This is a genomic window from Rathayibacter tanaceti (genome assembly GCF_001634385.1).
Lineage (GTDB): Bacteria > Actinomycetota > Actinomycetes > Actinomycetales > Microbacteriaceae > Rathayibacter > Rathayibacter tanaceti.
The window spans coordinates 1-23,629 of sequence record NZ_LIIN01000036.1; the positions used below are offsets into that span (position 1 = coordinate 1).

Genomic DNA, 23,629 nt, shown 5'->3' on the forward strand with positions numbered 1-23,629 from the left:
GGGCGCGCGGCGGCGTCCCGCCCCGCCGCCCGCGGAAGCCGGCGATAGCCTCGTGCCCCACGAGCAGTCCGGAGGCGTCGCCCCGCAGCGTCGTCGGTGCGCGGACGAACGCGTCCGCGAGGGCGGGGACGTCGTCGGCCGCGAGGGCCGCCTCATAGGCCTCAACCGCGTCGACGAGCCCCTCCGGCAGCTCGCCCTCGAGCGAGGTCACCCGCGGGTCAGTCATCGAAGTCCGCCGTCCGCACGCAGGCGTGCACGCCCTTCACCAGGTCGACGACCTGCGAGATGTTGAAGTCGGTCGCGGCGCTGAGGTAGGCGTAGGCGAGGCTTGCGTCCATCCCGTAGCGCGCCTGCAGCAGAGCGATCGCGGCGCGCACGCAGTTTTGCACCGCCACGTCGAGGTCCTCGTCCATGCCGGTCGGCACCAGGAACTCGCTCGTCTCACCGAGCGGTCCGACGAGTGTGCCGAACTCCGCCAGCGCCTCCGCCTGCGGCACGACCTCCAAGCGCACCCGGACGCGCAGGCTCGCCTCCATCGCCGTCAGCGCGACCTCACCGTCGCCCTGCGCGAAGTGCGGGTCGCCGACGTACGCGAGCGCACCCTCCACCTGCACCGGCAGGTAGAGGCTCGTCCCGGCCGTCAGCAGCGAGATGTCGATGTTCCCGCCGTGCGCACCCGGAGGCACGGAGTGCGGCCGCACATCTCCCGCGACCGCGACGCCCATGATCCCGAGGAACGGGTGCAGCTCGAACCGCGCCGAGCGCTCGCCCCCGCGAACCAGGGGCAGGACCCCGCGCCGCACGCCGTCGGCTCCGTCCTCGACCCGCGCGAACGCGCTGAACGGGCCGGGCTGGAGGGGGTACTCCCCCGGCAGCGCGCCGCGCCCGTGCCGGTTCGAGATCACTCCGTAGGGCACGCGCTGCTCTGCCTCGAGCAGAGTCATCCGCAGCAGATCGCCGGGCTGCGCACCGCGCACCGCGATGGGCCCGGTGACGATGTGCGGGCCGTCGAGCGCGGGGTCGCGGAAGGGCCCGGAGGCGGCGAGCTCGATCGCATCGCGCAGCACGCCCTCGGGAGGGACGCCGTGCCCGCCGAAGTAGGCGAGCGGGTCGCGCCCCTGATCCTCCAGGACGCCCTCGTGGCTCAGCGTGTCGATGACGACCTCGGTGCCGGAGTCGATCGTCAGCACCGGCGAATCGGCCGCACAGGGCAGACGCCCCCACAGCACCGACCCCGGTCTCGCCGCGAGGTACTCGACTCCGTCGGGCACCGATTCCCCGGGCTGAACCGCCCACTCCGCCTGCCGCATCCGCCGCCGCCTTCCCGCGCGGGTCCGCCCCGCGATCGCTTCGAGGCTAGCGGCGCCGTGTTTCGGCCCCGTGGCGCATCCATGGCAGGATCGGCGGCGCACCCCCGCTGCCGCCTTCCGCGAGATGCCACGTGAGTACGCGACACGCCGACGCACGCGTACCGAAGTGGCATCTCGCGTATGTCCCCCCTCCGACGACAGGACTGCCGTGTTCACACGACTGCGCTCGCGCCCCGACAACGTCCACCTCGGGCTCATGCTCGCCCTGACCTTCTCGACCGGCATCATCGACGCCGTCGGCTACCTCGGGCTCGACCGCGTCTTCACGGGCAACATGACCGGCAACGTCGTCATCCTGGGCATGGCGCTCGCGGGGGCGGACGACCTGCCCGTCGTCGGCCCGGTCATCGCCCTCGCCGGCTTCATGCTGGGAGCCGCGATCGGCGGCCGCGTCCTGCGCCCGATCAAGGCCGGCTGGACGACCCGCTCCACCTGGCTCTTCACCGTCGTCGGCCTCGTCATGTCCGTCCTCGCGATCGTGCTGGGCGTCGTCCCCGAGCACCCCGAGCCGCTCGCCCTCACGGTGACCGGCGTCCTCGGGCTCGCGATGGGACTTCAGGCCGCGACAGCCCGCCACATCGCGGTCAAGGACGTCACCACCGTGGTCGTCACCTCGACCATCACCGGCCTCGCCGCCGATTCTCGCCTCGGCGGCGGCAAGGGCCAGCCGTGGTTCCGCCGCCTCACCGCGGTCATCCTCATCGGAGCCGGGGCCGGAGTCGGCGCCCTCGCCTTGACCGTCGGCCTCTGGCTCGGCCTCGCGATCGCCGCCGCGCTCACCCTGATCGCGTCCCTCTTCGGCCACCTCGTGGCGCACACCAGGCACGCCCAGTCCGAAGAAGCCTCCGCCGCGTGAGCGGCACAGTCGGTTCCCTGTGCCACCGCACGAATCAGTTCTCGTCGAGCCACTGCCCTCTCACCGCCCAGTGGAAACCGTTTCCATCGTCAGGCTGCAGCGCGAGCTAAGGTAGGTACGTACCTACGAGAGGAGTTCGTCATGACGACCATCAGTGCACGCGAGTTCAATCGCGATGTGAGTGCGGCCAAGCGCGAGGCCGACCATGGGCCGGTAGTGATCACCGATCGCGGCGAACCCGCCTTCGTCCTCTTGTCGATCAAGGACTACCGACGGCTGGGCGAGAACGGAGCGGATCTCGTCGGACGCCTGAGCATGGCCGATGACATCGACATCGACTTCGAGCTGATCGAGCCAGGTCTGAGAATCCCTGAGCTGTGAGCTATCTGCTCGATACGAACGTGGTGAGCGAGCTTCGCAAGCCGGAGCATCGCGCTGATCCCGGAGTGCGCGCATGGATCGCGTCCCGAGCGCCGTCGGACCTTCACCTCTCAGTCCTGACGATCATGGAGATCGAGATCGGGATAGGCCGACTCGGCCGTCGCGACTCTCTTCAGGCAGCTCGCCTCCGGGCCTGGCTGAACGACGTCGTGCTCACGGTGTTCGCGGGGCGCATCCTCCCCCTCGATCTCGCCGTGGCTCGGCGGGCAGCACAGCTGCATGTTCCCGATCCTCGTCCGGAGCGTGACGCGATGATCGCTGCCACGGCTTCCGTACACGGTCTGACCGTCGTCACCCGGAACGTCAAGGATTTCGATCCACTGCACGTCGCGATCATCGATCCGTGGACGACCCACGAACGCAGGTAGACGCCGCGCGGGAGTGTGCCAAGAATACGGGTGGTCGCCCGCTACCGCACCCGCTGGCACCGAGGGCAGAAGTGCGACGACCGGTTCATGAACGGCACCCGCACGATCACCTCACCGCACCGCGGACACGGCCTCCCGGCCTGCCCGTACGCGTTCAGGCTGTGCGAGAAGTACCCCGACGCCCCGTTCACGTTGACGTACTGCGCGTCGAAGCTCGTCCCGCCCTCGGCCAGCGCTCGCTCGAGTACCGAACGCACCTCGGCGAACAGGCGGCGGATCCGCGCCTCCCCGAGCGACGAGCTCGGCCGCTCCGGGTGCAGCTCGGCGGCCCACAGCGACTCGTCGGCGTAGATGTTGCCGATGCCGCTGACCAGCGTCTGGTCGAGCAGTGCGCGCTTGATGCCGCTGTTCCGCCTCCCCAGCACCGCGACCACGGCCGAGAGATCGAAGAACGGGTCCAGCGGATCGCGGGCGATGTGCGCGACCTGCGACGGCACCGTGCGCAGCCACTCGCCAGCGGAGGCGTCGTCACCCGCGAATCCACCGGGCGCGCCGTCGCTCGTGGGCAGGAGCGCGTCGACCGCCATCGAGCCGAAGATGCGCTGGTCGACGAAGTGCAGGGCGAGCTCGCCGTGATCCGGGTTCTCGATCGCGATCCGGATGCGCGTCAGCCGGCCGAGCGGCGCATCGGCCGCGCGGAGCAGCACCTGCCCGCTCATCCCGAGGTGCACGAGCAGAGCCTCGTCATCGCCCGCGGGCAGCCAGAGGAACTTGCCGCGCCGCACCGCGCCCCGCAGACGCCGCCCGACCAGGAGGCGCTCGAACGGGTGCGGATGCACATGCCGCTTCAGCGAGCGCTCGTCGACGATATCGACGCCGGTCACGATCGACCCGGTGACGGCCGGGGCGAGGCCCGCGCGGACGACCTCGACCTCGGGGAGCTCGGGCACTCTTAGCCCTCAGCGGAGGCGCGGACGGGCTCGCCGGGCGCGGTCTCGGCGAGGCGCGTCCACGCATCGAGCGCAGCGGCCATCTCGGCCGCCTTCTTGCTGGTGCCCTCGCCGCGGGCGGTGACGAGCCCGCCGACGATGACGGTGGCGACGAACACCTTGTTGTGGTCGGGCCCCGTGGCCGCGATCTCGTAGCGCGGAGCCGGCGCGCCACGCTCGGCCGCCGCCTCCTGCAGGCTCGTCTTCGGGTCCATCGAGACGCCGAAGCGCAGCGGATCTGCCCGCAGCGGCGCGATCAGGCGCAGCACGAGGTCGCGGGCCTCGTCGGGCCCCGTGCCGAGGTACACGGCTCCGATGATGGCCTCGACGGTGTCGGCGAGGATGGACGCCTTGTCACGCCCGCCCGTCAGCTCTTCGCCGCGACCGAGTCGCACGTGCTCGCCGAGCCCGATGCCGCGGGCGATCTCGGCGAGGGCCACCGTCGAGACGAGGCTCGCGCGCCGCTTCGCCAGGTCGCCCTCGGAGAGCGCCGGGTACTCGGTGTAGAGCATCACCGTGACGGCCTGCCCGAGGATCGAGTCGCCGAGGAACTCGAGGCGCTCGTTGTGCGGGAGTCCGCCGTTCTCGAAAGCGAACGACCGGTGCGTCAGGGCGAGCTCGAAGAGCTCGCCGTCGAGGCTCACGCCGAGCGTGGCCTCCAGACGCGACCGGCCGTCGCTGGAGGGTGTTGCGGAGATCTGGTTCACCATGGACCGCACGACACGCACCGACGAGCGGTGCGACGCCGAATCAGACGTCGGCGACCTTGCGGCCCTTGTACTCGAGGAACAGCGCGGTGCCCGCGGCGTCCTCGACGACCTTGGCGCGGTGGGGGAGGCTGTAGACGACCTTGCCGTTGGGCTCGATGGTCTTGACCAGGGCGGGAGCCGTGGCCTTCCACTGCGAGCGGCGGGCGTGGGTGTTCGCGCGGGACTTCTTCCTCTTGGGAACAGCCATGATTCTCTCTTCTCTACCTCTGGTTGGATTCGGTGCGGGCACTCTCGCCCGCGCCGCTGTCTGTCGACGTGGTGTCTACGACTCGCTGTCTGCGGAAGCTCCGGGCGCTGCGGCCCCACCGGTCCCCGCGTCGCCCAGCCCTGCGAGCGCGGCCCACCGGGGGTCGCGCGGCGCCTCGGGCTTGGGCACGGAGGATTCGGCCAGCCGCTCCCCCGTGACGGGGTCGAGACCCGGACAATCCGGCCGGCAGACCGGCTGGAACGGCAGCGACAGAACCACCGCATCCCTGACCAGAGGTTCAAGATCCACGTGGTCGTCGTGAACCTCATAGTCGAAAGCTTCGTCAGAAGAGTACGCGAAAAGTTCCTGGAACTCGACATCGACAGGCAGGGAGATGTCGGTCAGGCAGCGGCTGCACTCGCCGACGGCCTCGGCCGAGATCCCGACCGAGGCGAGGATGCCCTCGTGGACCGACTCCAGACGGATGTCGAGGTCGAGTGCCGCGGCCTTGCGCACCGCGACGATCCCCTCGCCGAACTGCTCCGGCGCGTCGAGGTCGAGACGGTGCTCGCGCATCTCGCCCGGGCGGCCCAGGAGGTCGCGCACGTTCACGGTGAACGGCGTCTTCTTGAAAGTAGTCACAAGGGTCCAGCCTACTCCCCCGGCCCGCCCTGCGGCGGGAGGGCCGGGGAGCGGAGGTGACTCAGGCGCCACCCTCCTGCAGGGTCACGTCGATCGGCACATAGTCCGCTCCGCTCGTGTCCACGCCCTCGTCGGCCAGCTCCGCGAGCGCCTTCTCGACATACTCGTTCGAGTAGGCCGTGGCGGGCGGATCCTCGCTGATGATGGTCGCGCCGGTCTCGTTCGTGGTCTCCTTGGCGATGTCGACCGTCTGCTGCCAGGCAGCCTCGTCGATCATGCCGACGCCGCCCGTCGAGGGCCAGATCAGCTTGTTGACCTCGTTGGTCATCCAGAGCTGGTGGCTGGTGCCGAGGGTCGACCCGGCCGCCGTCACGATGTCGGCCGCCTCCTCCGGGTTGTCCTTGGCGTAGATCCAGCCCTTGATCGACGCCGTGATGAAGGCGACGGTCTGGTCTGCGTAGGCGTCGTCGCTCTCGAGCTTGTCGGCGTCGGCCCAGATCGCGTCCTGGAGCATCGCGGTTCCGACGTCGTTCCAGTTGATGACGTTCAGGTCGTCGGGCTGGTACAGCTCCCCCGTGTCCGGGTCCACCGTCTCGAGCACCTGCGCGTACTCGTTGTAGGTCATCGCCTGCGCTGCATCGATGTCGCCCGCGAGGAAGCCGTTCATGTCGAACTGCTGCTGGACGAGCGAGATGTCGTCGAGCGCGACTCCGTCTTTCTGCATGCCGGCGAACAGCTCCCACTCGTTGCCGTAGCCCCAGCTGCCGACCGTCTTGCCGGACAAGTCAGTGGGAGACGTGATGCCCTTGTCCTTGAACGAGATCTGCGTGGTCGCGCTGCGCTCGAAGATCTGGGCGACGTCGGTGATGTTCGCGCCCTGCTCGATCGAGCCGAGCACCTTGGGCACCCACGAGATGGCGTAGTCCGCGTCTCCGGAGGCGAGGACGTCCTGCGGCACGATGTCGCCGCCTCCCTCGGCGATGGTCACGTCGAGGCCCTCGTCCTCGTAGTAGCCCTGGTCGACGGCGGCGTAGTAGCCGGCGAACTGGGCCTGGGCGACCCATTGCAGCTGCAGGGTCACGGGGGTGAGGTCTCCCGAAGAGCCGGAGCCTCGGAATCGCCGGATGCACTGCAGCCGGTGAGGGCGAGGCCGACGACGGCGAAGCCTGCCGTCGTGGTCATCGCGATGCGTGTGCGTCTGTTCACTGTTCCTCCTGGTGCGGTGTGGTGCAGGACGTGCCCGGGAACGGGCGGCGCTGTGGAGCGGCGGTGCAGTGGAGCGGGTGGTGCAGTGGAGCGGCGGTGCGGGGAGAAGAGAGGGAGTCGCAGCCGACGGATCAGCGCGCGCGACTGCGTCGGAGCGCGAGTGCCTCGAGGGCCGCGGTGACGCAGTAGAAGAGGAGGCCGACGAGCACGGCGCCGAGCACGTAGGCGTAGGCGAGCGCGTAGTCGCTGCCCGAGGCCGCCGTGGTGATCGACTTGCCCAGCCCGCCCACCGGCCCGCCGAAGTACTCGGCGACGAGAGCCGAGATCACGGCGAGGGAGGAGGCGATGCGGAGCCCCGTGAAGAAGAACGGCACCGCGCCGGGCAGCGTGATCGTCCGCGCGGTCTGCCACGGCGAGGCCGCGTAGGCGCGCATCAGATCGCGGTGCACCGGGAGGGCCTGGCGCAGGCCGCGCAGCGTGTTGAGGTAGACCGGCACGAAGACCGCGAGAGCGGCCACGAGCTGGCGGGCCGTCTCGACGTTCGCGCCGAACATCGTGTAGAGCACCGGAGCCAGCGCCACGATCGGCACGACGGCCGCGGCCGCCACGATCGGAGCGACCAGCCCGTCGAAGACGCGGACCAGCGCCGAGAGTCCCGCGACGAGCACCGCGAGCACCGCGCCCGCGACGAGGCCGACGAGCGCGTTCCGCCCCGTCACGACACTCCCCGACGCGACGGAGGCGAGGTTCGCGCCGAACTCGGTCCCGATCGCGACCGGAGACGGCAGCACGAACGGCTTCACGTCGAGCGCGGTGACGCCGACCTGCCAGAGCAGGACCGCCGCGAGCCCGAGCAGGAGCGGCGCGAGGATGGTCCGCGCGAGCGCCGGGGTGCTCACCTGTTCTCCACCCCGCGCGGCACGGCGGCCGCGTCGCCGTGCAGCAGCTCGCGCACGGCTCCGACGTCGCGGAAGAACGCGGTGTCCTCGCGGACGTCGGCGTCGCGCTCCGAGGAGTCAGGCAGGGCGATGTCGAGCACGTCCCTGATCCGGCCCGGTCGCGGCGACATCACGACGACGCGGTCAGAGAGGAACACCGCCTCCGGGATCGAGTGCGTCACGAACACGACGGCGGCGCCGGTCTCGCGGCGGATGCGCAGCAGCTCGGTCTGCATCCGCTCGCGCGTCATCTCGTCCAGTGCCCCGAAGGGCTCGTCCATCAGCAGCAGGCGCGGGCTCTCGGCGAGCGCCCGCGCGATGGCGACGCGCTGCTGCATCCCGCCCGACAGCTGATCGGGGTACGAGTCGGCGAAGTCGCCGAGCCCGACCAGCGTGAGCAGCTCGTCGACGCGGGCGCGTCGGGCCGCCGTGGCGACTCCGTGCAGCTCGAGCGGCAGCGCGATGTTCGCCCGGATGGTGCGCCAGGGCAGCAGACCCGCCTGCTGGAACGCGATCCCGTACTCCTGGTTGAGCCGTGCCTGCCGGGCGGTCGTGCCGAACACCGTGATGGCTCCGGAGCTCGGCTCGTCGAGGTCGGCGATCAGGCGCAGGAGCGTGGACTTGCCGCAGCCGGACGGGCCGATCAGCGAAACGAACTCGCCCGATGCGATCTCGAGCGACACGTCCTGCAGGGCGGTGACGCCGACGGCCTTCTTCGTGGCGAACGTCTTGGTGACGGTGTCGACGACGACCGCCGCCTCCCTTGCGGCTGCGGGTGCTGTGGTGCTCGCGGGTGCTGTGCTGCTCATACGGGCGTCCGCGCTCATGCGGGCTGCTCCCCTCGACGGAACGGACGGAGGACGGTGCCGATCAGGGCGACAGCTCCGGCGGCGGCGAGGCCCACCAGCACTGCGCCGAGGATCGGAGCCCAGGGCTTCGCGGGATCGCCGCCTGCAGCGGAGGCGAACTCGATGATCATGCGGCCGATGCCGCCGCGCAGGCCGATCGAGACCTCGGCGACGACCGTGCCGACGACGGCGCTGACCGCACCGAGCCGCAGCGCCGGGATCAGGTACGGCACACTGGCCGGCAGCCGCAGGCGCAGCAGCGTCTTCCACCAGCCGACGCCGTAGACCCGCATCAGCTCGATCTGGCTCGCCGACGGCGATCCGAGACCGCGCAGGGCCCCGATCGAGACCGGGAAGAACGCGAGGTACGAGGCGATCAGCGCCACCGACATCCAGTTCTCCCAGCTGAACGCTCCGAGCTCGAGCTGCGAGCCCCAGCGGCGCACGAGCGGGGCGATGGCGATCAGTGGCACTGTCTGGCTGAGCACGATCCACGGGAGGACCGCCGACTCCGCCGTCCGGAACCGCTGCATCAGGAGCGCCAGCAGCAGGCCGACCACCACTCCGACGACCCAACCGACTGCCGCGATGCCCAGCGAGAAGGCGCTCGCCTGCACCACGGCGAGCCAGAGCGCGGGAGCCCCGCGGGCGCCGGTGACCGGCTCGACGAGCCGCCCCGCGATCTCCCACAGGTGCGGCATCGCGATGGCGCTCGTGCGCGGCAGCACCGTGACTCCGCCGACGACCACCCCGGTCTCGGGGCCGAGCATCTTGTACACCTCCCAGAGCAGCGCGAGCAGGAGGAGACCGGCCGCGCCGAGGAGCACGCTGCGCGTCGCGACCCGCGAGGTCATGCCTTCGCCACGATGTGCTGGCTCAGCGCCGGGATGACGGCCTCGCCGTACACCCGGAGCGTCTCCTCCTTGTTGTCGTGCTGGAGGTAGCCGGCGAACTGCGTCACACCGATCTCGGCGAGCGCCTTCAGCTTCTCGACATGCTCGTCGGCCGTGCCGAGCACGCAGAAGCGCTCGACGATCTCGTCGGGCACGAAGGCCGTGTGGCTGTTGCCCGCCCGGCCGTGCTCGTTGTAGTCGTAGCCCTCGCGGCCGGCGATGTAGTCGGTCAGGGCCTGCGGGACCGCGCCGGAGGTGCCGTAGCGGCCGACGATGTCGGCGACGTGGTTGCCGACCATCCCACCGAACCAGCGGCACTGGTCGATCATGTGCTCGCGATCGGTGCCGATGTACATCGGCGCCGCGACGCAGAACTGCAGCGACTCCGGATCGCGGCCGACGTTCGCCGCCGCCTGCTTGACCGTGTCGATCATCCAGCGCGCAATGTCGAGATCGGCCAGCTGGAGGATGAAGCCGTCACCGACCTCGCCGGCCAGCTTCAGCGCGAGCGGACCGTACGCCGCCACCCACATCTCGAGCGACGAGCCGCGGCTCCACGGAAACTGCAGGGTCGAGCCGTTGTACTCGACCGAGCGGCTGTTCGCGAGCTCGCGGATGACGTGGATCGACTCCCGCAGGGTCGTGAGCGTGGTCGGGGCACCGCCCGTCACGCGCACGGCGGAGTCGCCACGACCGATCCCGCACACGGTGCGGTTGCCGTACATCTCGTTGAGCGTCGCGTGCAGCGAGGCGATGACCGTCCAGTCCCGGGTGGCCGGGTTCGTCACCATCGGCCCGACGGTGATCCGGTGGGTCTTCTCGAGGATCTGCGAGTAGATGACGTACGGCTCCTGCCACAGCAGGTGCGAGTCGAAGGTCCACGCGTAGTCGAAGCCGTAGGTCTCGGCCAGGACGGCGAGGGCGACCGTGCGCGAGGCGGGCGGGTTGGTCTGGAGGACGACTCCGAAGTCCATGGGGTTCCTTCTGATCGAGCGATGGTGCGAGTGCTCAGTGAGGTCGATGCGACCCATTGAGGGTCGCTGTCACACTGAGTGGTCTTCCGTGGTTCCGACGACGGAGGTCGTCGGGGCTGCCGCCTTTCTTGATCGGAGCTCGGAGCGATGCTCCGAACTCAGATCAAGTATTGAGACAAGCCGCGCGTGATGTACTTCCCGTCGCCCGTGGTTCCGACGTAGTGGCCGTCCTCGACGACGACCTTCCCGCGCGAGATCACGGTGTCGACGTGCCCGTCGATCTCGAACCCCTCCCACGCCGAGTAATCCATGTTCATGTGGTGCGTCCGCCCCTCGCCGAGGCCGATCGAGGTGTGTCCGTGCGGGTCGTACACGACGATGTCGCCATCGGCGCCGGGCTGGATCACGCCCTTCTTCCCGTACATCCCGAACATGCGCGCGGGCGTGGTCGAGGTGAGCTCGACCCAGCGCGGCAGGCTGATCTGCCCCGACACGACGCCCTGGTACATCAGGTCCATCCGGTGCTCGACGGAGCCGATCCCGTTCGGGATCTTCGAGAAGTCGCCGAGGCCCATGTCCTTCTGGTCCTTCATGCAGAAGGGGCAGTGATCCGTCGAGACCATCTGGATGTCGTTCGTGCGCAGCGACTGCCACATGTGGTGCTGGTGCCCCTCCGCCTTCGACCGCAGCGGAGTGGAGCACACCCACTTCGCGCCCTCGAAGCCGCCCCACTCCTCGCTGGAGGCGCCGAGCTGCTCTTCGAGCGAGAGGTAGAGGTACTGCGGGCAGGTCTCGCCGAACACGTTCATCCCGCGATCACGGGCCTGTGCGATCTGCTCCACCGCTTGCTTCGCCGAGACGTGCACCACGTACAGCGGCGCGCCGGTGAGGTCGGCGATCATGATCGCGCGGTGCGTCGCCTCCTCCTCCGCCTGCCACGGTCGCGAGGTGCCGTGGAAGAAGGGAGAGGTGTTCCCCGCGGCGAGGGTCTGCTTCACCAGCTCGTCGATGAGGGCGCCGTTCTCCGCGTGCATCATCATCATCGCGCCGTTCTCGGCGCCCTTCTGGAACGCCCGCAGGATCTGCCCGTCGTCCGAGAGGAACACGCCCTTGTAGGCCATGAACAGCTTGAAGCTGGTCACCCCTTCGCGCATCAGCTCGTCCATCGCGACGAGCGACGAGTCCTGCACGTCGGACAGGATCTGGTGGAAGCCGTAGTCGATCGCGCAGTTCCCCGCCGCCTTCTCCTGCCAGGCTGATAGCGGTCGAGGACGCTCTCACCCGGGTACTGCACCACGAAGTCGACGATCGAGGTGGTGCCTCCCCAGGCCGCAGCCCGGGTGCCGGTCTCGAAGGTGTCCGAGGCGAAGGTACCGCCGAACGGCATCTCCATGTGCGTGTGGGCGTCGATACCGCCCGGGATCACGTACTTCCCGGTCGCGTCGATCACGCGGTCGACGTTCGCCGCGAGATCGAAGCCCAGGAGGGTCGAGCCGGGCGCGAGGACCGCGGCGATCGTCTCTCCGTCGATCAGGACGTCGGCGGATCCGGTGCCGGTCGCGTTGACGACCGTTCCGCCGGTGATGAGGGTCTTCATCGGTGCTCCTCGTCTCGTCCTGCAGTCACGGCTTCGGGATGCTGGTGTACGACTCCGGGCGGCGGTCGCGGTAGAACTGCCAGTCGTCGCGCATCTGCTGCACCATGTCCAGGTCGAGGTCGCGGATCAGGACCTCTTCGCTCTCGCCCGAGCCGCGCTCGCCGACGAAGTTCCCGCGCGGATCGATCACCTGGCTCGTGCCGTAGAAGTCGACGGCGAGCTCGCCGTACTCGTTGTCCTCGAGGCCGACCCGGTTGGGCTGGAGCACGAAGTAGCCGTTCGCCACCGCGGCGGCCGGGCCCTCCACCTCCCACAGCCGGTTCGACAGGCCCGGCTTGGTGGCGTTGGGATTGAAGACGAGATGGGCGCCGTTCAGGCCGAGCTCTCGCCAGCCCTCGGGGAAGTGCCGGTCGTAGCAGATGTAGACGCCGACCTTGCCCACCGCTGTGTCGAAGACGGGTAGCCGAGGTTCCCGGGGCGGAAGTAGAACTTCTCCCAGAAACGGTCGAGGTGCGGGATGTGGTGCTTGCGGTACTTGCCGAGGATCGTTCCGTCCGCGTCCACCACGACGGCGGTGTTGTAGTACACGCCTGTGATGTCCTCCTCGTAGATCGGGAGGATCATCACCAGGTCGAGCTCCTTCGCCAGGGCGGCGAAGCGCTGCACGATCGGGCCGTCGGCCGGTTCGGCGTAGCGGTAGTACTTCTTGTCCTCGGTGATCCCGAAGTACGGACCGTAGAAGAGCTCCTGGAAGCAGACGATCTGCGCGCCCTGGGCGGCGGCCTCCCGTGCGAACCCCTCGTGCTTGTCGAGCATCGACTCCTTGTCGCCGGTCCAGGTGGTCTGGGTGATCGCTGCGCGGACGATGGTCATCGGTACCTCCATGCTCGGGCGTCCCCGTCCGGCTCAGGTCGTGCTCCGCGGGGCGGCGGAGCCGGGGGGCGTGGACCCACTGTGGTCCCCGCCGAGCCCGAAGGCAACGACGGCCCGGCCGACTCCGCGGACAGGCCCTCATCGTCGACCTTCGACGTTTCCCGGGTGTTTCCAGCGTGGATCCGCAGGATTAAGGCCTCCGAGCCCCGCGGATCCTGCGCGGCAGAGGCTGATCGCTCCGTCCTCCCCCTGGACGAGGGAGCCGCCCTCTCCAACGACTGACCCGCCCCGCTAGCGTGAGCGGATGCGCATCACCATCCTGGCCGGGGGCGTCGGCGGCGCCCGCTTCACCTCCGCCGTCCGCGAGCACCTCCGCGATCTCGAGGCCGCTGGAGGCGAGGCAAGCGAGATCACGGTCGTCGTCAACACCGGCGACGACATGTGGCTCAGCGGCCTCAAGGTGTGCCCGGACCTCGATTCCCTCACCTATGCGCTCGGCGGAGTGAATGACGCGGAGCGCGGCTGGGGCAGGGCCGGCGAGAGCGAACGGGTCTCGGCGGAGCTCACCGCGTTCGGGGTCGGCTGGCCGTGGTTCACTCTCGGCGACCTCGACCTCGCCACCCACATCGCGCGCAGCTCGATGCTCCGGGACGGCCTGACCCTCTCGGAGGCGACCGTGCGCATCACCGCCCGCTGGCCGCTCGGCGTCCGCCTCATCCCGATGTCGGATCAGGACGTCGAGACGCACGTCGAGGTCGAGTTCCCCGGCGAGGGCGTCCGGCTGCTGCACTTCGAGGAGTGGTGGGTGCGCCTGCGCGCCTCCGCTCCCGCTCGCCGCTTCGTGCAGAAGGGCGTCGAGAGCGCCCGGCCCGCTCCCGGCGTGCTGGAGGCGATCACCGACACCGATGCCGTGCTGATCGCCCCCTCCAACCCGGTCGTCTCGATCGGCACAATCCTCGGCGTCCCCGGCATCGCGGACGCGGTGCGCAGCACGGCCGCTCCCGTCGTCGGAGTGTCCCCCGTGATCGGCGGTGCCGTGGTGCGCGGCATGGCCGACGCATGCCTCGCCGCGATCGGCGTCGAGACCTCCGCCGAGGCAGTCGGCAGGCACTACGGCACCCGGAGCGAGGACGGGCTGCTCGACGCCTGGCTGGTCGGCGAAGAGGACGCGGAGGCGGTGCCCGCCCTGGCCGCGGCCGGCCTGCGTGCCCGCTCGGTCCCGCTCTGGCTGAACGAACGCGATGCGTCGGTGCGGCTCGCCGCGGACGCCCTGGCGGCTGCGCGGGGCTGAGCAGAAGCTTCTCCACGGGCCCGGGCGGCTCGTCCTCGGCGAGTTCGTCCGGAGCGTTGACGACGCCGCTCCTTCGAGTGTCTGCACGCTCTCGCAGACGACGTTCACGACGCTGTGTCAGCGTGGACACTGCGGCGCTTAGCAGCGCCCGGCCCTCCTGATCCTGATCGAAAGGACCTCCTTGATGCCTGGTGCACTCGTCCTCGCCGGCGGCGGCCTCGCCGGAATCGCCTGGGAGCTCGGCGTTCTCCGCGGGCTCGCCGACGCCTCCCCCGCGACGGCCCGCCTCCTGCTCGACCCGTCGACCACCTTCGTCGGCACCTCGGCCGGATCGGCGGTCGCCGCGCAGCTGAGCACCGGCGCTGGGCTCGACGAGGCGTACGAGGCGCAGCTCCAAGAGGAGTCGGCCGAGATCGGCGCCGATGTCGACGGTGAGCGGCTCCAGGCCCTCTTCGCCGCCGCCGTGGAGGGCGCCACCTCGCCCCAGGACGCCCGTCGGCGCATCGGCACCCTCGCCCTCGAGGCGGCGACCCTCCCCGAGGAGACCCGCCGCGCGGTGATCTCTGCGCGCGTCGGCGACGCCGACTGGCCCGAGCAGCGCCTCCTGATCACCGCCGTCGACACGGCCACCGGCGAGCTGCGCGTCTTCGACCGCGCGAGCGGCGTCGACCTGGTCGACGCGATCTCGGCGAGTTGCGCTGTCCCTGGAGTGTGGCCCCCCGTCAGCATCGACGGTGTCCGCTACATGGACGGCGGCGTGCGCTCCGGCAGCAACGCCGACCTCGCCGCGGGAGCCGATTGGATCCTGATCGTCACGCCGCTCCCCGGCGTCGGCGAACCCGGCGTGGGCCTGATCCCCACCGCCGAGCTCGACGCCCTCGCCGACTCCCGCGTCGAGGTCCTCTACGCCGACGAGGAGTCGGTCACCGCGTTCGGACCGAACTCGCTGGACCCCGCCGTCCGTGCCGCGTCCGCTCGCGCCGGACGCGCGCAGGGTGCCCGCCTGGCCTCGCGGATCGCCGCGCTGGTCGGCGCCGAGTAGAGGCTCAGCGGCGCACGCCGTAGCGCGTGTACACGGTGCCGTCCGAGAAGCGGTGCTCTTCGCGCAGGTCGAGCCGCGCGTGTAACCCGCGCGGAAGGAAGGGCGTCCCTCCGCCCACGGCGACCGGGACCGTGTACACCTGCACCTCATCCACGATCCCGGCGAGCAGCGCGTGCCGGGCAAGGGTCGGCCCACCAATCGACACGTCATGCTCTGCAGCCCGGACCGTCGCTGCGACCACCACCGGATCGAACTCCGCCTCCAGCCGGGTGCGCCGGGTGCCCACCGCCTTAAGGGTGGTGGAGTAGACGACCTTGTCCGCGACCCGCCACATCTCCTGGAAGTCGCGGATGAACGCAAACTCCTCGGCGAGGGCCCACGTCTGCTCCCAGGCGCGCATCGTCTCGTACATGCGCCGCCCGTAGAGGTACGTTCGCACCCGCGCCTCGCGCTCGGTGATGAAGCGGTGAACCTCCGGCCGCGGCTCCGCCCACGCGAATCCGCCGGAGTCGTCGTTCACGCAGCCGTCCAGCGATGCGATTCCGCTGTAGATGAGCATGCCCACATCGGCCTCTCTCCGCGGCCGGCTTCGGGTCCAGCCACGGGCGCGAGGGTAGGGCCACCGTCCCCGCCCGGCAACGGGCGCGCCTGCGCCTGGCGCGAAACGGCTGACTCCTCTCTCAGAGGACGCCGAGCGGACGGCTCTGGAACGGCAGTCGTCGATGCGCCACGCTCGATCCGGGGCGCCTGTCCCATGATTCGAGGAGGAACACGACATGGTCATCTCGCAGTTCACCGCCGCCCGCGTGATCGCGGCGGCCGCCGTCCTGATCGGCGCCCTCGCGGCGGCGCCGGCGTCGAATGCCGACCCCGTCCACACCGATCCGCTGACGGCCTCACAGCTCGACCCAGTCACCATTGGCCTCTGCAACGGGGGCCTTGGCGACGTGAGCGTCCAATCCTGGGACGTCAGCGCCGGACACATCGACATGTTCTGCGGTGACAAGGACGACGACGATTTCTGGGTCAGCGGCTACAACCACATCCGAGACCGCCACCAGGCCGATTGGCAGGCACTGGTCGACAGCGTCGGCGGCGGCGGAAACTGGGACGACCTGATGATGTTCATGACCGACCGGTCGATCACCGCCGATGATCCCGAGTCGGAAGGCGACGACAAGCTCTGCTACTCGACCTCGGTGGAGCTCCATCGAAGCGACGGGACCCTCGCTGGCGTCTATAACCCGACGATCATCGTCTCTGCCAACAACCACAAGGTGATCACGTCCTACCCGACCACCGTTCCTGACTGCGCGGGCTTCAATGACTGAGCGCAGGACCCCGGCCAAGCGGACGCTGCGGCTCTCGGTCGACTGGGGGCAGAAGTGGCCGCTCAACGACTACATCGGACCAGGACCGATCGTCGACTGGGACTCGAAGATCACCCCGGAGCTGAAGAAGCGCCTGCGCGACTGGGCGAGGTTCTTCCAGGAGAACGCCGATCTCGACACCAGTCTCTTCGGCTCGGAAGAGAAACGGCGCTGGTTCCAACGAGAGGGCTTCCGCCTCCTCAAAGAGCTCCAGCAGCAGGCCGGCGACGAGTTCGACTTCACGATCGACCTCTGGTTCTGACCCGAACGGAGGGAGAGCACCGTCCCTGCCTCCGCTCGGACCGCGTACCGTGGTCGTGCCGCACGGAGCGGCCGTGAAGGGTTCGGGATGAAGATCAGCCAGCTACGCCACTTCGTGGCGGTCGCCGAGGAGCTGCACTTCGTGCGCGCCGCCGAGAAACTCGGCATCTCACGGCGCAAGCTCGACTCCTCCGTCGCCGCCGTCGAACTCGACCTCGGCAAGCCCCTCTTCGAACCCGGCGCCGCCGCCACGACGCTCACCGCCGCGGGCCGCCAGCGCCTCGCCTCCGCCCGCGAGGAGCTCGCAGCGCTGGGCGACGAGTCGGAGGCCGCCCCGAAGTCGGGCGGCAAGGCCAAGGCCTCGAAGGGAACCGGACGCGCTCCGATAGTCAAGGGCCAGCCGAAGCCGTACAAACGCCGCCAATCGCGCTGAGCACAAGCGCACCTCGATGACATGCAGGGGTGAGCACGAGCAGGGTGGGCCCTACCGGGCTCGAACCGATGACATCCACGGTGTAAACGTGGCGCTCTACCAACTGAGCTAAAGGCCCCCGTCGCGCGGTCGAGCCGCGGACGATCACGTCGATCCTACGGCAGCGCCCGCCGCTCGCGAACCGATGCCGGACGGCCGAGAGGCCCCACCGCCGAGGTCTCGGCGGGCCACCGTCGAACCACAGCACACGGGGCCGGGTACGCGGACCGCTAGCCTCAGCGCATGACCGACGGCAGCGACTCCCGGGCGAGACGGCGCTCCGAGAGCCGCTGGCCCGCCTCCGCCGCGATCCTCGTGGCCGTCGGACTGAACGTGGTCGGCCACAGTGCCGAGACCTCGGTCGTGCGCCTTGTCGCCGCCGGCATCACCCTGGCGCTGCTGGTCCCGCTCTTCGTCGTGAATCCGCACCGGCTCGACTCCGAGACGCGCTGGTCGCGAGGCGTCTCGATCACCCTGGCGGTCGTCCTCGCCGTCGCGAACCAGATCAACGTCGTCGCGGTGGTGATCGATCTCGTCGACGGCGCCACCGACGGACCGCCGTTGCTGCTGACGGCGCTCCAGGTCTGGGTGACCAACGTGGTCGCCTACGCACTGCTCTTCTGGGAGCTCGACCGCGGCGGACCGGTCGCGCGCGGGACGCTCCCCCGCACCGAGCTGCCGGCCGCCGACTTCGCCTTCCCGCAGGACACCTACCGGGACACCGTCGCCGAGGTCGCGGTGACCTCCTCCGAGCGCGCCGACTGGCGCCCCGGCTTCGTCGACTACCTGTCCGTCTCGACCACGAACACCATGGCGTTCAGCCGACCGACACCATGCCGCTGTCGAGCCGGATGAAGCTGCTGATGATCGCGCAGGCGTTCACCGGTTTCGTCCTGCTCGCCCTCGTCATCTCGCGGGCCGTCAACATCCTGAGCTGACGAGCCGCCGGGCCTCAGACGTGCGCGGGAGCGAGTGCGTCGATCGCCGCGCGGTAGGCCTCGATCGAACGGGCCTCCCCCGGAGCGGTCATGAAGGTGTCGCGGATCACGCCGGCCTTGTCGATGAGGAAGGTCGCGCGGGTCGCGTAGCCCTTCTCCTCCATGAACACGCCGTACTGCTTCGCGACGTCGCCGTGCGGCCAGAAGTCGGAAAGCAGGGTGAAGTCGTACCCCTGCTTCTCGCCCCACGCGCGCAGAGTGTGCTTGGAGTCGACCGAGACCCCGATCAGCTCGACCTCGGCGTGCTCGAACAGCGCGAGGTTCTCACGCAGCGCGCAGAACTCGCCGGTGCAGGTGCCGGAGAAGGCGAGGGGGAAGAACACCAGGGCGACGTTGCGCCGCCCGTAGAAGTCGCCCAGCTGGATGCGCTCGCCGTACTGGTTCGCGAGTTCGAAGTCGGGAGCCAGCGTCAGCTTCTCGAGAGCCATCGGTCCGATGTCCTTCCGTGCGCACGAGAATCGCGCGAGCACGAGGGGCAATGCTAGACCCGCACCCGCCGTTCTCCAAGGGCCGGGCCGCAGCCCCCGATGGAGGGACGCCCGGCGCGATCGCGCTGGACGTCTTCTACAGACGCTCCGGTGGTTCTCTCGTGGATCACCACAGTCCGATGCCGTCCGCGGGCTGCGGGAATCGGTAGGCTGACGGGGGTGCCCGCGCGCGGCTCGTCATCCGAGCCTCGTCTCCGCGGATCCGCACCGCTTCATGAGAGTGATGTCTCGGGCACGATCTGCCCCCAGAGAGAGGTCGAGGGTGACTGTTAACGATCAGGACCCGTATTCCGTCGGTCACGTGGACTCGGACCCCGAGGAAACGTCGGAGTGGAACGAGTCGCTCGATGCGCTCGTCGAGGAGCGGGGCCGGGGTCGCGGGCGCGACGTCATGCTCAGCCTTCTCAAGCGCTCCAAGGAGCTCCACCTCGGCGTTCCGATGGTGCCCACCACGGACTACATCAACACCATCGCGCCCGAGAACGAGCCCGATTTCCCGGGCGACGAGGACGTCGAGCGCCGCTACCGCGCGTGGATCCGCTGGAACGCAGCCATCCTGGTGCACCGCGCGCAGCGCCCCGGCATCGGAGTCGGCGGCCACATCTCGACCTACGCGTCGAGCGCCTCGCTCTATGAGGTCGGCTTCAACCACTTCTTCCGCGGCCAGGACCACCCGGGCGGCGGCGACCAGGTCTTCATCCAGGGCCACGCCTCCCCCGGCCCCTACGCACGCGCGTTCCTCGAGGGCCGCCTGAGCGAGCACCAGCTCGACGGCTTCCGCCAGGAGAAGTCGCATGCCGGCGGCGGACTCTCGAGCTACCCGCACCCGCGCCTCATGCCGGAGTTCTGGCAGTTCCCGACCGTGTCGATGGGCCTCGGCCCGATCAACGCGATCTACCAGGCGCAGGCGAACAAGTACCTCACCAACCGCGGCATCAAGGACGCCTCCGACCAGCAGGTCTGGGCGTTCCTCGGCGACGGCGAGATGGACGAGGTCGAGTCGCGCGGTCAGCTCCAGGTCGCCGCGAACGACGGACTCGACAACCTCAACTTCATCGTCAACTGCAATCTGCAGCGCCTGGACGGACCGGTCCGCGGCAACGGCAAGATCGTGCAGGAGCTCGAGTCGTACTTCCGCGGTGCCGGCTGGAACGTCATCAAGCTCATCTGGGGCCGCGAGTGGGACGACCTGCTCGCCCGCGACACCGAGGGTGCGCTCCTCGACCTGATGAACAGGACGCCCGACGGCGACTTCCAGACCTACAAGACGGAGGACGGCGCGTACGTCCGCGAGAACTTCTTCGGCCGCGACCCGCGCGCGAAGAAGCTCGTCGAGGACATGACCGACGAGCAGGTCTGGGGTCTGCGCCGAGGCGGCCACGACTACCGCAAGATCTACGCGGCGATGAAGGCCGCGACGGAGCACAAGGGCCAGCCGACCGTCATCCTCGCCCACACCATCAAGGGCTACGGTCTCGGCCGCAGCTTCGAGGGCCGCAACGCGACCCACCAGATGAAGAAGATGACGCTGGAGAACCTCAAGGGCTTCCGCGACACCATGCGCATCCCGATCACGGATGCGCAGCTCGAGGAGAACCCCTACCTCCCGCCGTACTACCACCCCGGTCAGAACGACGAGGCGATCGAGTACCTCCAGGAGCGCCGTCGTGCGCTGGGCGGCTACCTCCCCGAGCGACGCTCGAAGTACACGCAGCTGAACCTGCCGGAGGACTCGGCGTACGCGGTCGGCAAGAAGGGTTCCGGCACGCAGGAGATCGCCACGACGATGGCGTTCGTCCGCATCCTCAAGGACATCCTGCGCTCGAAGGACTTCGGCAACCGCGTCGTCCCGATCATCCCCGACGAGGCCCGCACCTTCGGGATGGACGCGTTCTTCCCGAACGCGAAGATCTACAACCCGCGCGGCCAGCACTACACGTCGGTCGACCGCGAGCTGCTGCTGGCCTACAAGGAGAGCCCGCAGGGCCAGATCCTGCACGTCGGCATCAACGAGGCGGGCGCACTCGCGGCGTTCACGGCGATCGGCACCTCGTACTCGACGCAGGGCGAGCCGCTCATCCCGGTCTACGTCTTCTACTCGATGTTCGGGTTCCAGCGCACGGGCGACGCGATCTGGGCGGCGGGCGACATGATGTCGCGCGGCTTCATGATCGGCGCGACCGCAGGACGCACCACACTCACGGGCGAGGGTCTGCAGCACGCGGACGGGCACTCCCCGATCCTCGCGGCGACCAACCCGGCCGTCGTGAGCTACGACCCCGCCTACGGCTACGAGATCGCGCACATCGTCCAGTCCGGACTCGAGCGCATGTACGGCGGGAAGCACTCCGACCCGAACGTCATGTACTACATCACCGTCTACAACGAGCCGATCGTGCAGCCGAAGGAGCCGGAGGACGTCGACGTCGAGGGCATCGTCCGCGGCATCCACCGCATCTCCTGGGGCCAGTGGGACGGGCCGAAGGCGCAGCTCCTCGCCTCCGGAGTCGCGGTGCCGTGGGCGATCGAGGCGCAGAAGCTCCTCGCGGAGGACTGGGGGGTCTCGGCCGACGTCTGGTCGGTCACCTCGTGGAACGAGTTGCGCCGCGACGGCATCACGGCGGAGCAGCACAACTTCCTCCACCCCGAGGACGCCGAGCAGGTGCCGTACGTGACGCAGAAGCTGGCCGACGCGAAGGGCCCCTTCGTCGCCGTGTCCGACTTCTCGCACCAGGTCCCCGACCAGCTGCGGCAGTTCATCCCCGGCGACTTCGCGACTCTCGGGGCGGACGACTTCGGCTTCTCGGACACCCGCGCGGCCGCCCGGCGCTACTTCCAGATCGACGGCCCGTCGGTCGTCGTGCGCACGCTGCAGCTGCTCGCCAAGCGCGGCGAGGTCGACCCCTCGCTCTCCGTCCAGGCGATCGAGAAGTACCGCCTGCACGATGTGAACGCCGGCACCACCGGCAACGCGGGCGGCGAAAGCTGACGGACGAGTCTGTGCTCTCGCAGAAATCCGCGCTCTCGCAGGAGTCCGCGTCGTCGAATGCGCGGGGTCCTGCTCCCGCCGAGGAGCGTCCGGCCACCAGGCCGGGCGCTCCTCGGACGAAGGAGCAGACCCTCGCGTGGCTGCGCACCCTGGCGGGTGAACTGTCGACCCAGACCATCAAGCGCTTGGAAGACACGCTGCCCTGGTACGGGAGCATGCCTCCCGGCCGTCGCTCGGCCGTCGGCATGGTCGCGCAGGCGGGCATCACGTCGTTCATCTCGTGGTTCGACGACCCGTCGGCGACGCCGTGGATCGCGGCCGACGTCTTCGGGGCGGCCCCGCGCGAGCTGCTGCGCTCGGTGTCGCTGACGCAGACGCTGCAACTGATCAAGGTCACCGTCGAGGTGGTCGAGGACCGCATCAAGAACGGCGGAGAGGACCTCCGCGAGGCGATCCTGCTCTACTCGCGCGAGATCGCCTTCGCCGCCGCCGACGTCTACGCACGTGCGGCAGAGGCCCGCGGCCTCTGGGACGCGCGCCTCGAGGCCCTGGTCGTCGACTCCATCCTGACCGGCGAGGCCGACGACGAGCTGCCCAGCCGGATCGCCGCGCTGGGCTGGCACGGACACGGCGAGGTCGCCGTCCTCGTCGGCACAGCACCCAAGATGCTCGATGTCGACCAGCTCCGCCGGACAGCGCGGCACATGGACGCCGACGTGCTCATCGGCGTGCAGGGCAGCCGGCTCGTCCTGGTGATCGGTCGCGCCGAGCCGAGCGAGAACGCGACGGAGGAGACCGGCCCGCCGGTCGCCTTCCTCGAGATCGCGGAGGCGCTCGAGCCGGGATTCGGCACGGGTCACCTCGTGCTCGGCCACGAGGTGCCGACCCTGGTGGAGGCGTCGCGCAGCGCCCGCGCGGCCCTCGCCGGCTTCGCGGTCGCCCGCTCCTGGCGAAACGCCCCGCGGCCGGTGAGTGCCGACGATCTGCTCCCGGAGCGGGCCCTCGCCGGCGATCCGCTCGCGCGGCAGAGCCTCATCACCCAGATCTACCGCCCCCTGCAGAAGCATTCGACCGAGCTGCTGACCACACTGTGGGCCTACCTCGACAACGGCCGCTCGCTCGAGGCGACGGCGCGCGAGCTCTTCGTGCACCCGAACACGGTGCGCTACCGGCTCAAGCGGGTCGCCGAGGTCATCGGCTGGGACGCGACGGGCGCCCGTGAGGCGCTCATCCTCCAGTCGGCTCTCATCCTCGGCTCGATGAGCGACCCGGACGGCGCCGTTCGGCGCAGGCCCGCCCGCAGCTGACCCGTGACGACCCGCACTTGTAGACCCGCGACAAGCTCTTTGTTCTTTGTCAGTGGCTCCACGCGCCGCACCCGCGAGCGCAGATCGGAAGACTGGATACCGTGATCGTCGTCGTCGCCCCAGGTCAGGGCTCCCAGACCCCCGGATTCCTCACGCCCTGGCTCGAGGTCCCTTCTGTCGCCGAGCAGGTCGCCGCGCACTCGGAAGCGGTCGGCATCGACCTCGCCGTGCACGGCACCGAGTCGGACGCGGACACCATCCGCGACACGGCCGTCGCCCAGCCGTTGATCGTCTCGGCCGGCCTCGTGAGCCTCGCGGCCGTGCTCGACGGCGGACGCCGCGAGCGGGTCGCCGGAATCGCCGGGCATTCCGTCGGCGAGATCACGGCGGCAGCGGGCGCCGGCGTCCTGTCGGAGGCCGACGCGCTCGTGTTCGTCCGCGAGCGGGCGCGGGCGATGG

At 69.7% G+C, this 23,629-nt stretch carries 26 protein-coding genes, 1 tRNA gene and 2 pseudogenes; 12 read left to right on the plus strand and 17 right to left on the minus strand.

Annotated elements, in window-relative coordinates:
* The coding region (locus ACH61_RS06275) for an AtzH-like domain-containing protein (protein ID WP_153038803.1) at positions 1 to 226 on the minus strand (226 nt) is incomplete at its 3' end.
* Positions 219 to 1,310, minus strand: coding sequence for an acetamidase/formamidase family protein (locus ACH61_RS06280; protein WP_068209968.1), 1,092 nt, complete (start codon positions 1,308 to 1,310; stop codon positions 219 to 221). The genes ACH61_RS06280 and ACH61_RS06275, both read right to left, overlap by 8 nt.
* A gap of 208 nt (positions 1,311 to 1,518) precedes the next feature.
* Between ACH61_RS06280 and ACH61_RS06285 the strand changes: the two genes are divergently transcribed.
* The 3 genes from ACH61_RS06285 (at position 1,519) to ACH61_RS06295 (ending at position 3,035) form a co-directional block, all read left to right on the plus strand.
* On the plus strand, positions 1,519 to 2,226 hold the full coding sequence (locus ACH61_RS06285; RefSeq protein WP_236713575.1) for a YoaK family protein: 708 nt from the start codon (positions 1,519 to 1,521) through the stop codon (positions 2,224 to 2,226).
* Positions 2,227 to 2,367: 141 nt separating this feature from the next.
* Positions 2,368 to 2,607, plus strand: a complete 240-nt coding sequence (locus ACH61_RS06290) for a type II toxin-antitoxin system Phd/YefM family antitoxin (protein ID WP_068209971.1) — start codon at positions 2,368 to 2,370, stop codon at positions 2,605 to 2,607.
* Positions 2,604 to 3,035 (plus strand): type II toxin-antitoxin system VapC family toxin, encoded by a 432-nt coding sequence (locus tag ACH61_RS06295; protein WP_068209974.1) that lies wholly within the window; start codon positions 2,604 to 2,606, stop codon positions 3,033 to 3,035. Before ACH61_RS06290 ends, ACH61_RS06295 begins: the two co-directional genes overlap by 4 nt.
* A 41-nt stretch (positions 3,036 to 3,076) precedes the next feature.
* On the opposite strand, the gene mutM is transcribed toward ACH61_RS06295, so the two are convergent.
* From mutM to ACH61_RS06350, 12 genes and pseudogenes are all read right to left on the minus strand, one after another.
* A complete protein-coding gene (mutM, locus tag ACH61_RS06300) occupies positions 3,077 to 3,985 on the minus strand; it encodes a bifunctional DNA-formamidopyrimidine glycosylase/DNA-(apurinic or apyrimidinic site) lyase (RefSeq protein WP_068209977.1) in 909 nt (302 codons plus the stop codon).
* A 2-nt stretch (positions 3,986 to 3,987) separates the two neighbouring features.
* Positions 3,988 to 4,734 (minus strand): ribonuclease III, encoded by a 747-nt coding sequence (gene rnc, locus ACH61_RS06305; RefSeq protein WP_068210013.1) that lies wholly within the window; start codon positions 4,732 to 4,734, stop codon positions 3,988 to 3,990.
* A gap of 40 nt (positions 4,735 to 4,774) precedes the next feature.
* On the minus strand, positions 4,775 to 4,981 hold the full coding sequence (rpmF, locus tag ACH61_RS06310; RefSeq protein ID WP_068209979.1) for a 50S ribosomal protein L32: 207 nt from the start codon (positions 4,979 to 4,981) through the stop codon (positions 4,775 to 4,777).
* Between the two features lie 75 nt (positions 4,982 to 5,056).
* The gene (locus tag ACH61_RS06315; RefSeq protein WP_068210016.1) at positions 5,057 to 5,557 is read right to left on the minus strand and encodes a YceD family protein; all 501 of its coding nucleotides are present in this window, start codon (positions 5,555 to 5,557) and stop codon (positions 5,057 to 5,059) included.
* A gap of 127 nt (positions 5,558 to 5,684) precedes the next feature.
* Positions 5,685 to 6,704, minus strand: coding sequence for an ABC transporter substrate-binding protein (locus tag ACH61_RS06320; RefSeq protein ID WP_236713576.1), 1,020 nt, complete (start codon positions 6,702 to 6,704; stop codon positions 5,685 to 5,687).
* Complete coding sequence (locus ACH61_RS18835; protein ID WP_269085061.1) at positions 6,701 to 6,829, minus strand: hypothetical protein; 129 nt, start codon at positions 6,827 to 6,829, stop codon at positions 6,701 to 6,703. The genes ACH61_RS06320 and ACH61_RS18835 overlap by 4 nt, the downstream gene beginning before the upstream one ends.
* A gap of 131 nt (positions 6,830 to 6,960) precedes the next feature.
* On the minus strand, positions 6,961 to 7,728 hold the full coding sequence (locus ACH61_RS06325) for an ABC transporter permease (RefSeq protein WP_068209981.1): 768 nt from the start codon (positions 7,726 to 7,728) through the stop codon (positions 6,961 to 6,963).
* A complete protein-coding gene (locus ACH61_RS06330; protein ID WP_082845068.1) occupies positions 7,725 to 8,576 on the minus strand; it encodes an ABC transporter ATP-binding protein in 852 nt (283 codons plus the stop codon). The genes ACH61_RS06325 and ACH61_RS06330 overlap by 4 nt, the downstream gene beginning before the upstream one ends.
* A gap of 14 nt (positions 8,577 to 8,590) precedes the next feature.
* Positions 8,591 to 9,469 carry an ABC transporter permease gene (locus tag ACH61_RS06335; protein WP_068209986.1) on the minus strand — a complete coding sequence of 293 codons (879 nt, stop codon included), beginning with the start codon at positions 9,467 to 9,469 and terminating at the stop codon, positions 8,591 to 8,593.
* Entirely contained in the window at positions 9,466 to 10,482 is a 1,017-nt protein-coding gene (locus tag ACH61_RS06340) for a TIGR03842 family LLM class F420-dependent oxidoreductase (RefSeq protein WP_068209989.1), read from the minus strand. The genes ACH61_RS06335 and ACH61_RS06340 overlap by 4 nt, the downstream gene beginning before the upstream one ends.
* A 158-nt stretch (positions 10,483 to 10,640) precedes the next feature.
* A pseudogene (hydA, locus tag ACH61_RS06345) lies at positions 10,641 to 12,079 on the minus strand (dihydropyrimidinase).
* Positions 12,080 to 12,104: 25 nt separating this feature from the next.
* Positions 12,105 to 12,952, minus strand: a pseudogene (locus ACH61_RS06350) (nitrilase-related carbon-nitrogen hydrolase).
* A 304-nt stretch (positions 12,953 to 13,256) separates the two neighbouring features.
* Between ACH61_RS06350 and cofD the strand changes: the two are divergent.
* The gene (gene cofD, locus ACH61_RS06355) at positions 13,257 to 14,243 is read left to right on the plus strand and encodes a 2-phospho-L-lactate transferase (RefSeq protein WP_068209992.1); all 987 of its coding nucleotides are present in this window, start codon (positions 13,257 to 13,259) and stop codon (positions 14,241 to 14,243) included.
* 184 nt (positions 14,244 to 14,427) lie between these two features.
* Entirely contained in the window at positions 14,428 to 15,285 is an 858-nt protein-coding gene (locus ACH61_RS06360) for a patatin-like phospholipase family protein (RefSeq protein ID WP_068209995.1), read from the plus strand.
* A 4-nt stretch (positions 15,286 to 15,289) separates the two neighbouring features.
* Here the strand turns inward: ACH61_RS06360 and ACH61_RS06365 are convergent, their stop codons facing one another.
* Positions 15,290 to 15,844: a dihydrofolate reductase family protein gene (locus ACH61_RS06365; protein ID WP_330220136.1), complete on the minus strand. Its 555-nt coding sequence runs from the start codon at positions 15,842 to 15,844 to the stop codon at positions 15,290 to 15,292.
* A gap of 217 nt (positions 15,845 to 16,061) precedes the next feature.
* Between ACH61_RS06365 and ACH61_RS06370 the strand changes: the two genes are divergently transcribed.
* The 3 genes from ACH61_RS06370 to ACH61_RS06380 all read left to right on the plus strand — a co-directional run bounded on the left by ACH61_RS06370 (position 16,062) and on the right by ACH61_RS06380 (position 17,349).
* On the plus strand, positions 16,062 to 16,616 hold the full coding sequence (locus tag ACH61_RS06370) for a hypothetical protein (RefSeq protein ID WP_068210000.1): 555 nt from the start codon (positions 16,062 to 16,064) through the stop codon (positions 16,614 to 16,616).
* Positions 16,609 to 16,917, plus strand: coding sequence for a hypothetical protein (locus ACH61_RS06375; protein WP_068210003.1), 309 nt, complete (start codon positions 16,609 to 16,611; stop codon positions 16,915 to 16,917). Before ACH61_RS06370 ends, ACH61_RS06375 begins: the two co-directional genes overlap by 8 nt.
* Positions 16,918 to 17,004: 87 nt before the next feature.
* Positions 17,005 to 17,349, plus strand: a complete 345-nt coding sequence (locus tag ACH61_RS06380) for a LysR family transcriptional regulator (RefSeq protein WP_068210006.1) — start codon at positions 17,005 to 17,007, stop codon at positions 17,347 to 17,349.
* 45 nt (positions 17,350 to 17,394) lie between these two features.
* On the opposite strand, the gene ACH61_RS06385 is transcribed toward ACH61_RS06380, so the two are convergent.
* Positions 17,395 to 17,467 (minus strand) — tRNA-Val (locus ACH61_RS06385).
* Between the two features lie 164 nt (positions 17,468 to 17,631).
* Here ACH61_RS06385 and ACH61_RS06390 point away from each other — a divergent pair.
* Positions 17,632 to 18,243, plus strand: coding sequence for a hypothetical protein (locus ACH61_RS06390; RefSeq protein WP_236713577.1), 612 nt, complete (start codon positions 17,632 to 17,634; stop codon positions 18,241 to 18,243).
* 97 nt (positions 18,244 to 18,340) lie between these two features.
* Here the strand turns inward: ACH61_RS06390 and ACH61_RS06395 are convergent, their stop codons facing one another.
* Positions 18,341 to 18,814, minus strand: coding sequence for a peroxiredoxin (locus ACH61_RS06395; protein WP_068210019.1), 474 nt, complete (start codon positions 18,812 to 18,814; stop codon positions 18,341 to 18,343).
* Positions 18,815 to 19,136: 322 nt separating this feature from the next.
* On the opposite strand from ACH61_RS06395, the gene aceE reads away from it, so the two are divergent.
* From aceE to ACH61_RS06410, 3 genes are all read left to right on the plus strand, one after another.
* On the plus strand, positions 19,137 to 21,863 hold the full coding sequence (gene aceE, locus ACH61_RS06400; RefSeq protein ID WP_068210009.1) for a pyruvate dehydrogenase (acetyl-transferring), homodimeric type: 2,727 nt from the start codon (positions 19,137 to 19,139) through the stop codon (positions 21,861 to 21,863).
* Between the two features lie 140 nt (positions 21,864 to 22,003).
* The gene (locus ACH61_RS06405; RefSeq protein WP_068210022.1) at positions 22,004 to 23,170 is read left to right on the plus strand and encodes a PucR family transcriptional regulator; all 1,167 of its coding nucleotides are present in this window, start codon (positions 22,004 to 22,006) and stop codon (positions 23,168 to 23,170) included.
* Between the two features lie 101 nt (positions 23,171 to 23,271).
* A partial coding sequence (locus ACH61_RS06410) for an ACP S-malonyltransferase (protein ID WP_153038805.1) occupies positions 23,272 to 23,629 on the plus strand: 358 nt, incomplete at its 3' end.

Coding starts and splice junctions, on each gene's coding strand:
- ACH61_RS06280 (WP_068209968.1), bottom strand. CDS start 1,310: ATGCGGCAGGCGGAGTGGGCGGTTCAGCCCGGGGAATCGGTGCCCGAC.
- ACH61_RS06290 (WP_068209971.1), top strand. CDS start 2,368: ATGACGACCATCAGTGCACGCGAGTTCAATCGCGATGTGAGTGCGGCC.
- rnc (WP_068210013.1), bottom strand. CDS start 4,734: ATGGTGAACCAGATCTCCGCAACACCCTCCAGCGACGGCCGGTCGCGT.
- rpmF (WP_068209979.1), bottom strand. CDS start 4,981: ATGGCTGTTCCCAAGAGGAAGAAGTCCCGCGCGAACACCCACGCCCGC.
- ACH61_RS06315 (WP_068210016.1), bottom strand. CDS start 5,557: ATGCGCGAGCACCGTCTCGACCTCGACGCGCCGGAGCAGTTCGGCGAG.
- ACH61_RS06330 (WP_082845068.1), bottom strand. CDS start 8,576: ATGAGCAGCACAGCACCCGCGAGCACCACAGCACCCGCAGCCGCAAGG.
- ACH61_RS06335 (WP_068209986.1), bottom strand. CDS start 9,469: ATGACCTCGCGGGTCGCGACGCGCAGCGTGCTCCTCGGCGCGGCCGGT.
- ACH61_RS06340 (WP_068209989.1), bottom strand. CDS start 10,482: ATGGACTTCGGAGTCGTCCTCCAGACCAACCCGCCCGCCTCGCGCACG.
- cofD (WP_068209992.1), top strand. CDS start 13,257: ATGCGCATCACCATCCTGGCCGGGGGCGTCGGCGGCGCCCGCTTCACC.
- ACH61_RS06360 (WP_068209995.1), top strand. CDS start 14,428: ATGCCTGGTGCACTCGTCCTCGCCGGCGGCGGCCTCGCCGGAATCGCC.
- ACH61_RS06365 (WP_330220136.1), bottom strand. CDS start 15,844: ATGCTCATCTACAGCGGAATCGCATCGCTGGACGGCTGCGTGAACGAC.
- ACH61_RS06370 (WP_068210000.1), top strand. CDS start 16,062: ATGGTCATCTCGCAGTTCACCGCCGCCCGCGTGATCGCGGCGGCCGCC.
- ACH61_RS06375 (WP_068210003.1), top strand. CDS start 16,609: ATGACTGAGCGCAGGACCCCGGCCAAGCGGACGCTGCGGCTCTCGGTC.
- ACH61_RS06380 (WP_068210006.1), top strand. CDS start 17,005: ATGAAGATCAGCCAGCTACGCCACTTCGTGGCGGTCGCCGAGGAGCTG.
- ACH61_RS06390 (WP_236713577.1), top strand. CDS start 17,632: ATGACCGACGGCAGCGACTCCCGGGCGAGACGGCGCTCCGAGAGCCGC.
- ACH61_RS06395 (WP_068210019.1), bottom strand. CDS start 18,814: ATGGCTCTCGAGAAGCTGACGCTGGCTCCCGACTTCGAACTCGCGAAC.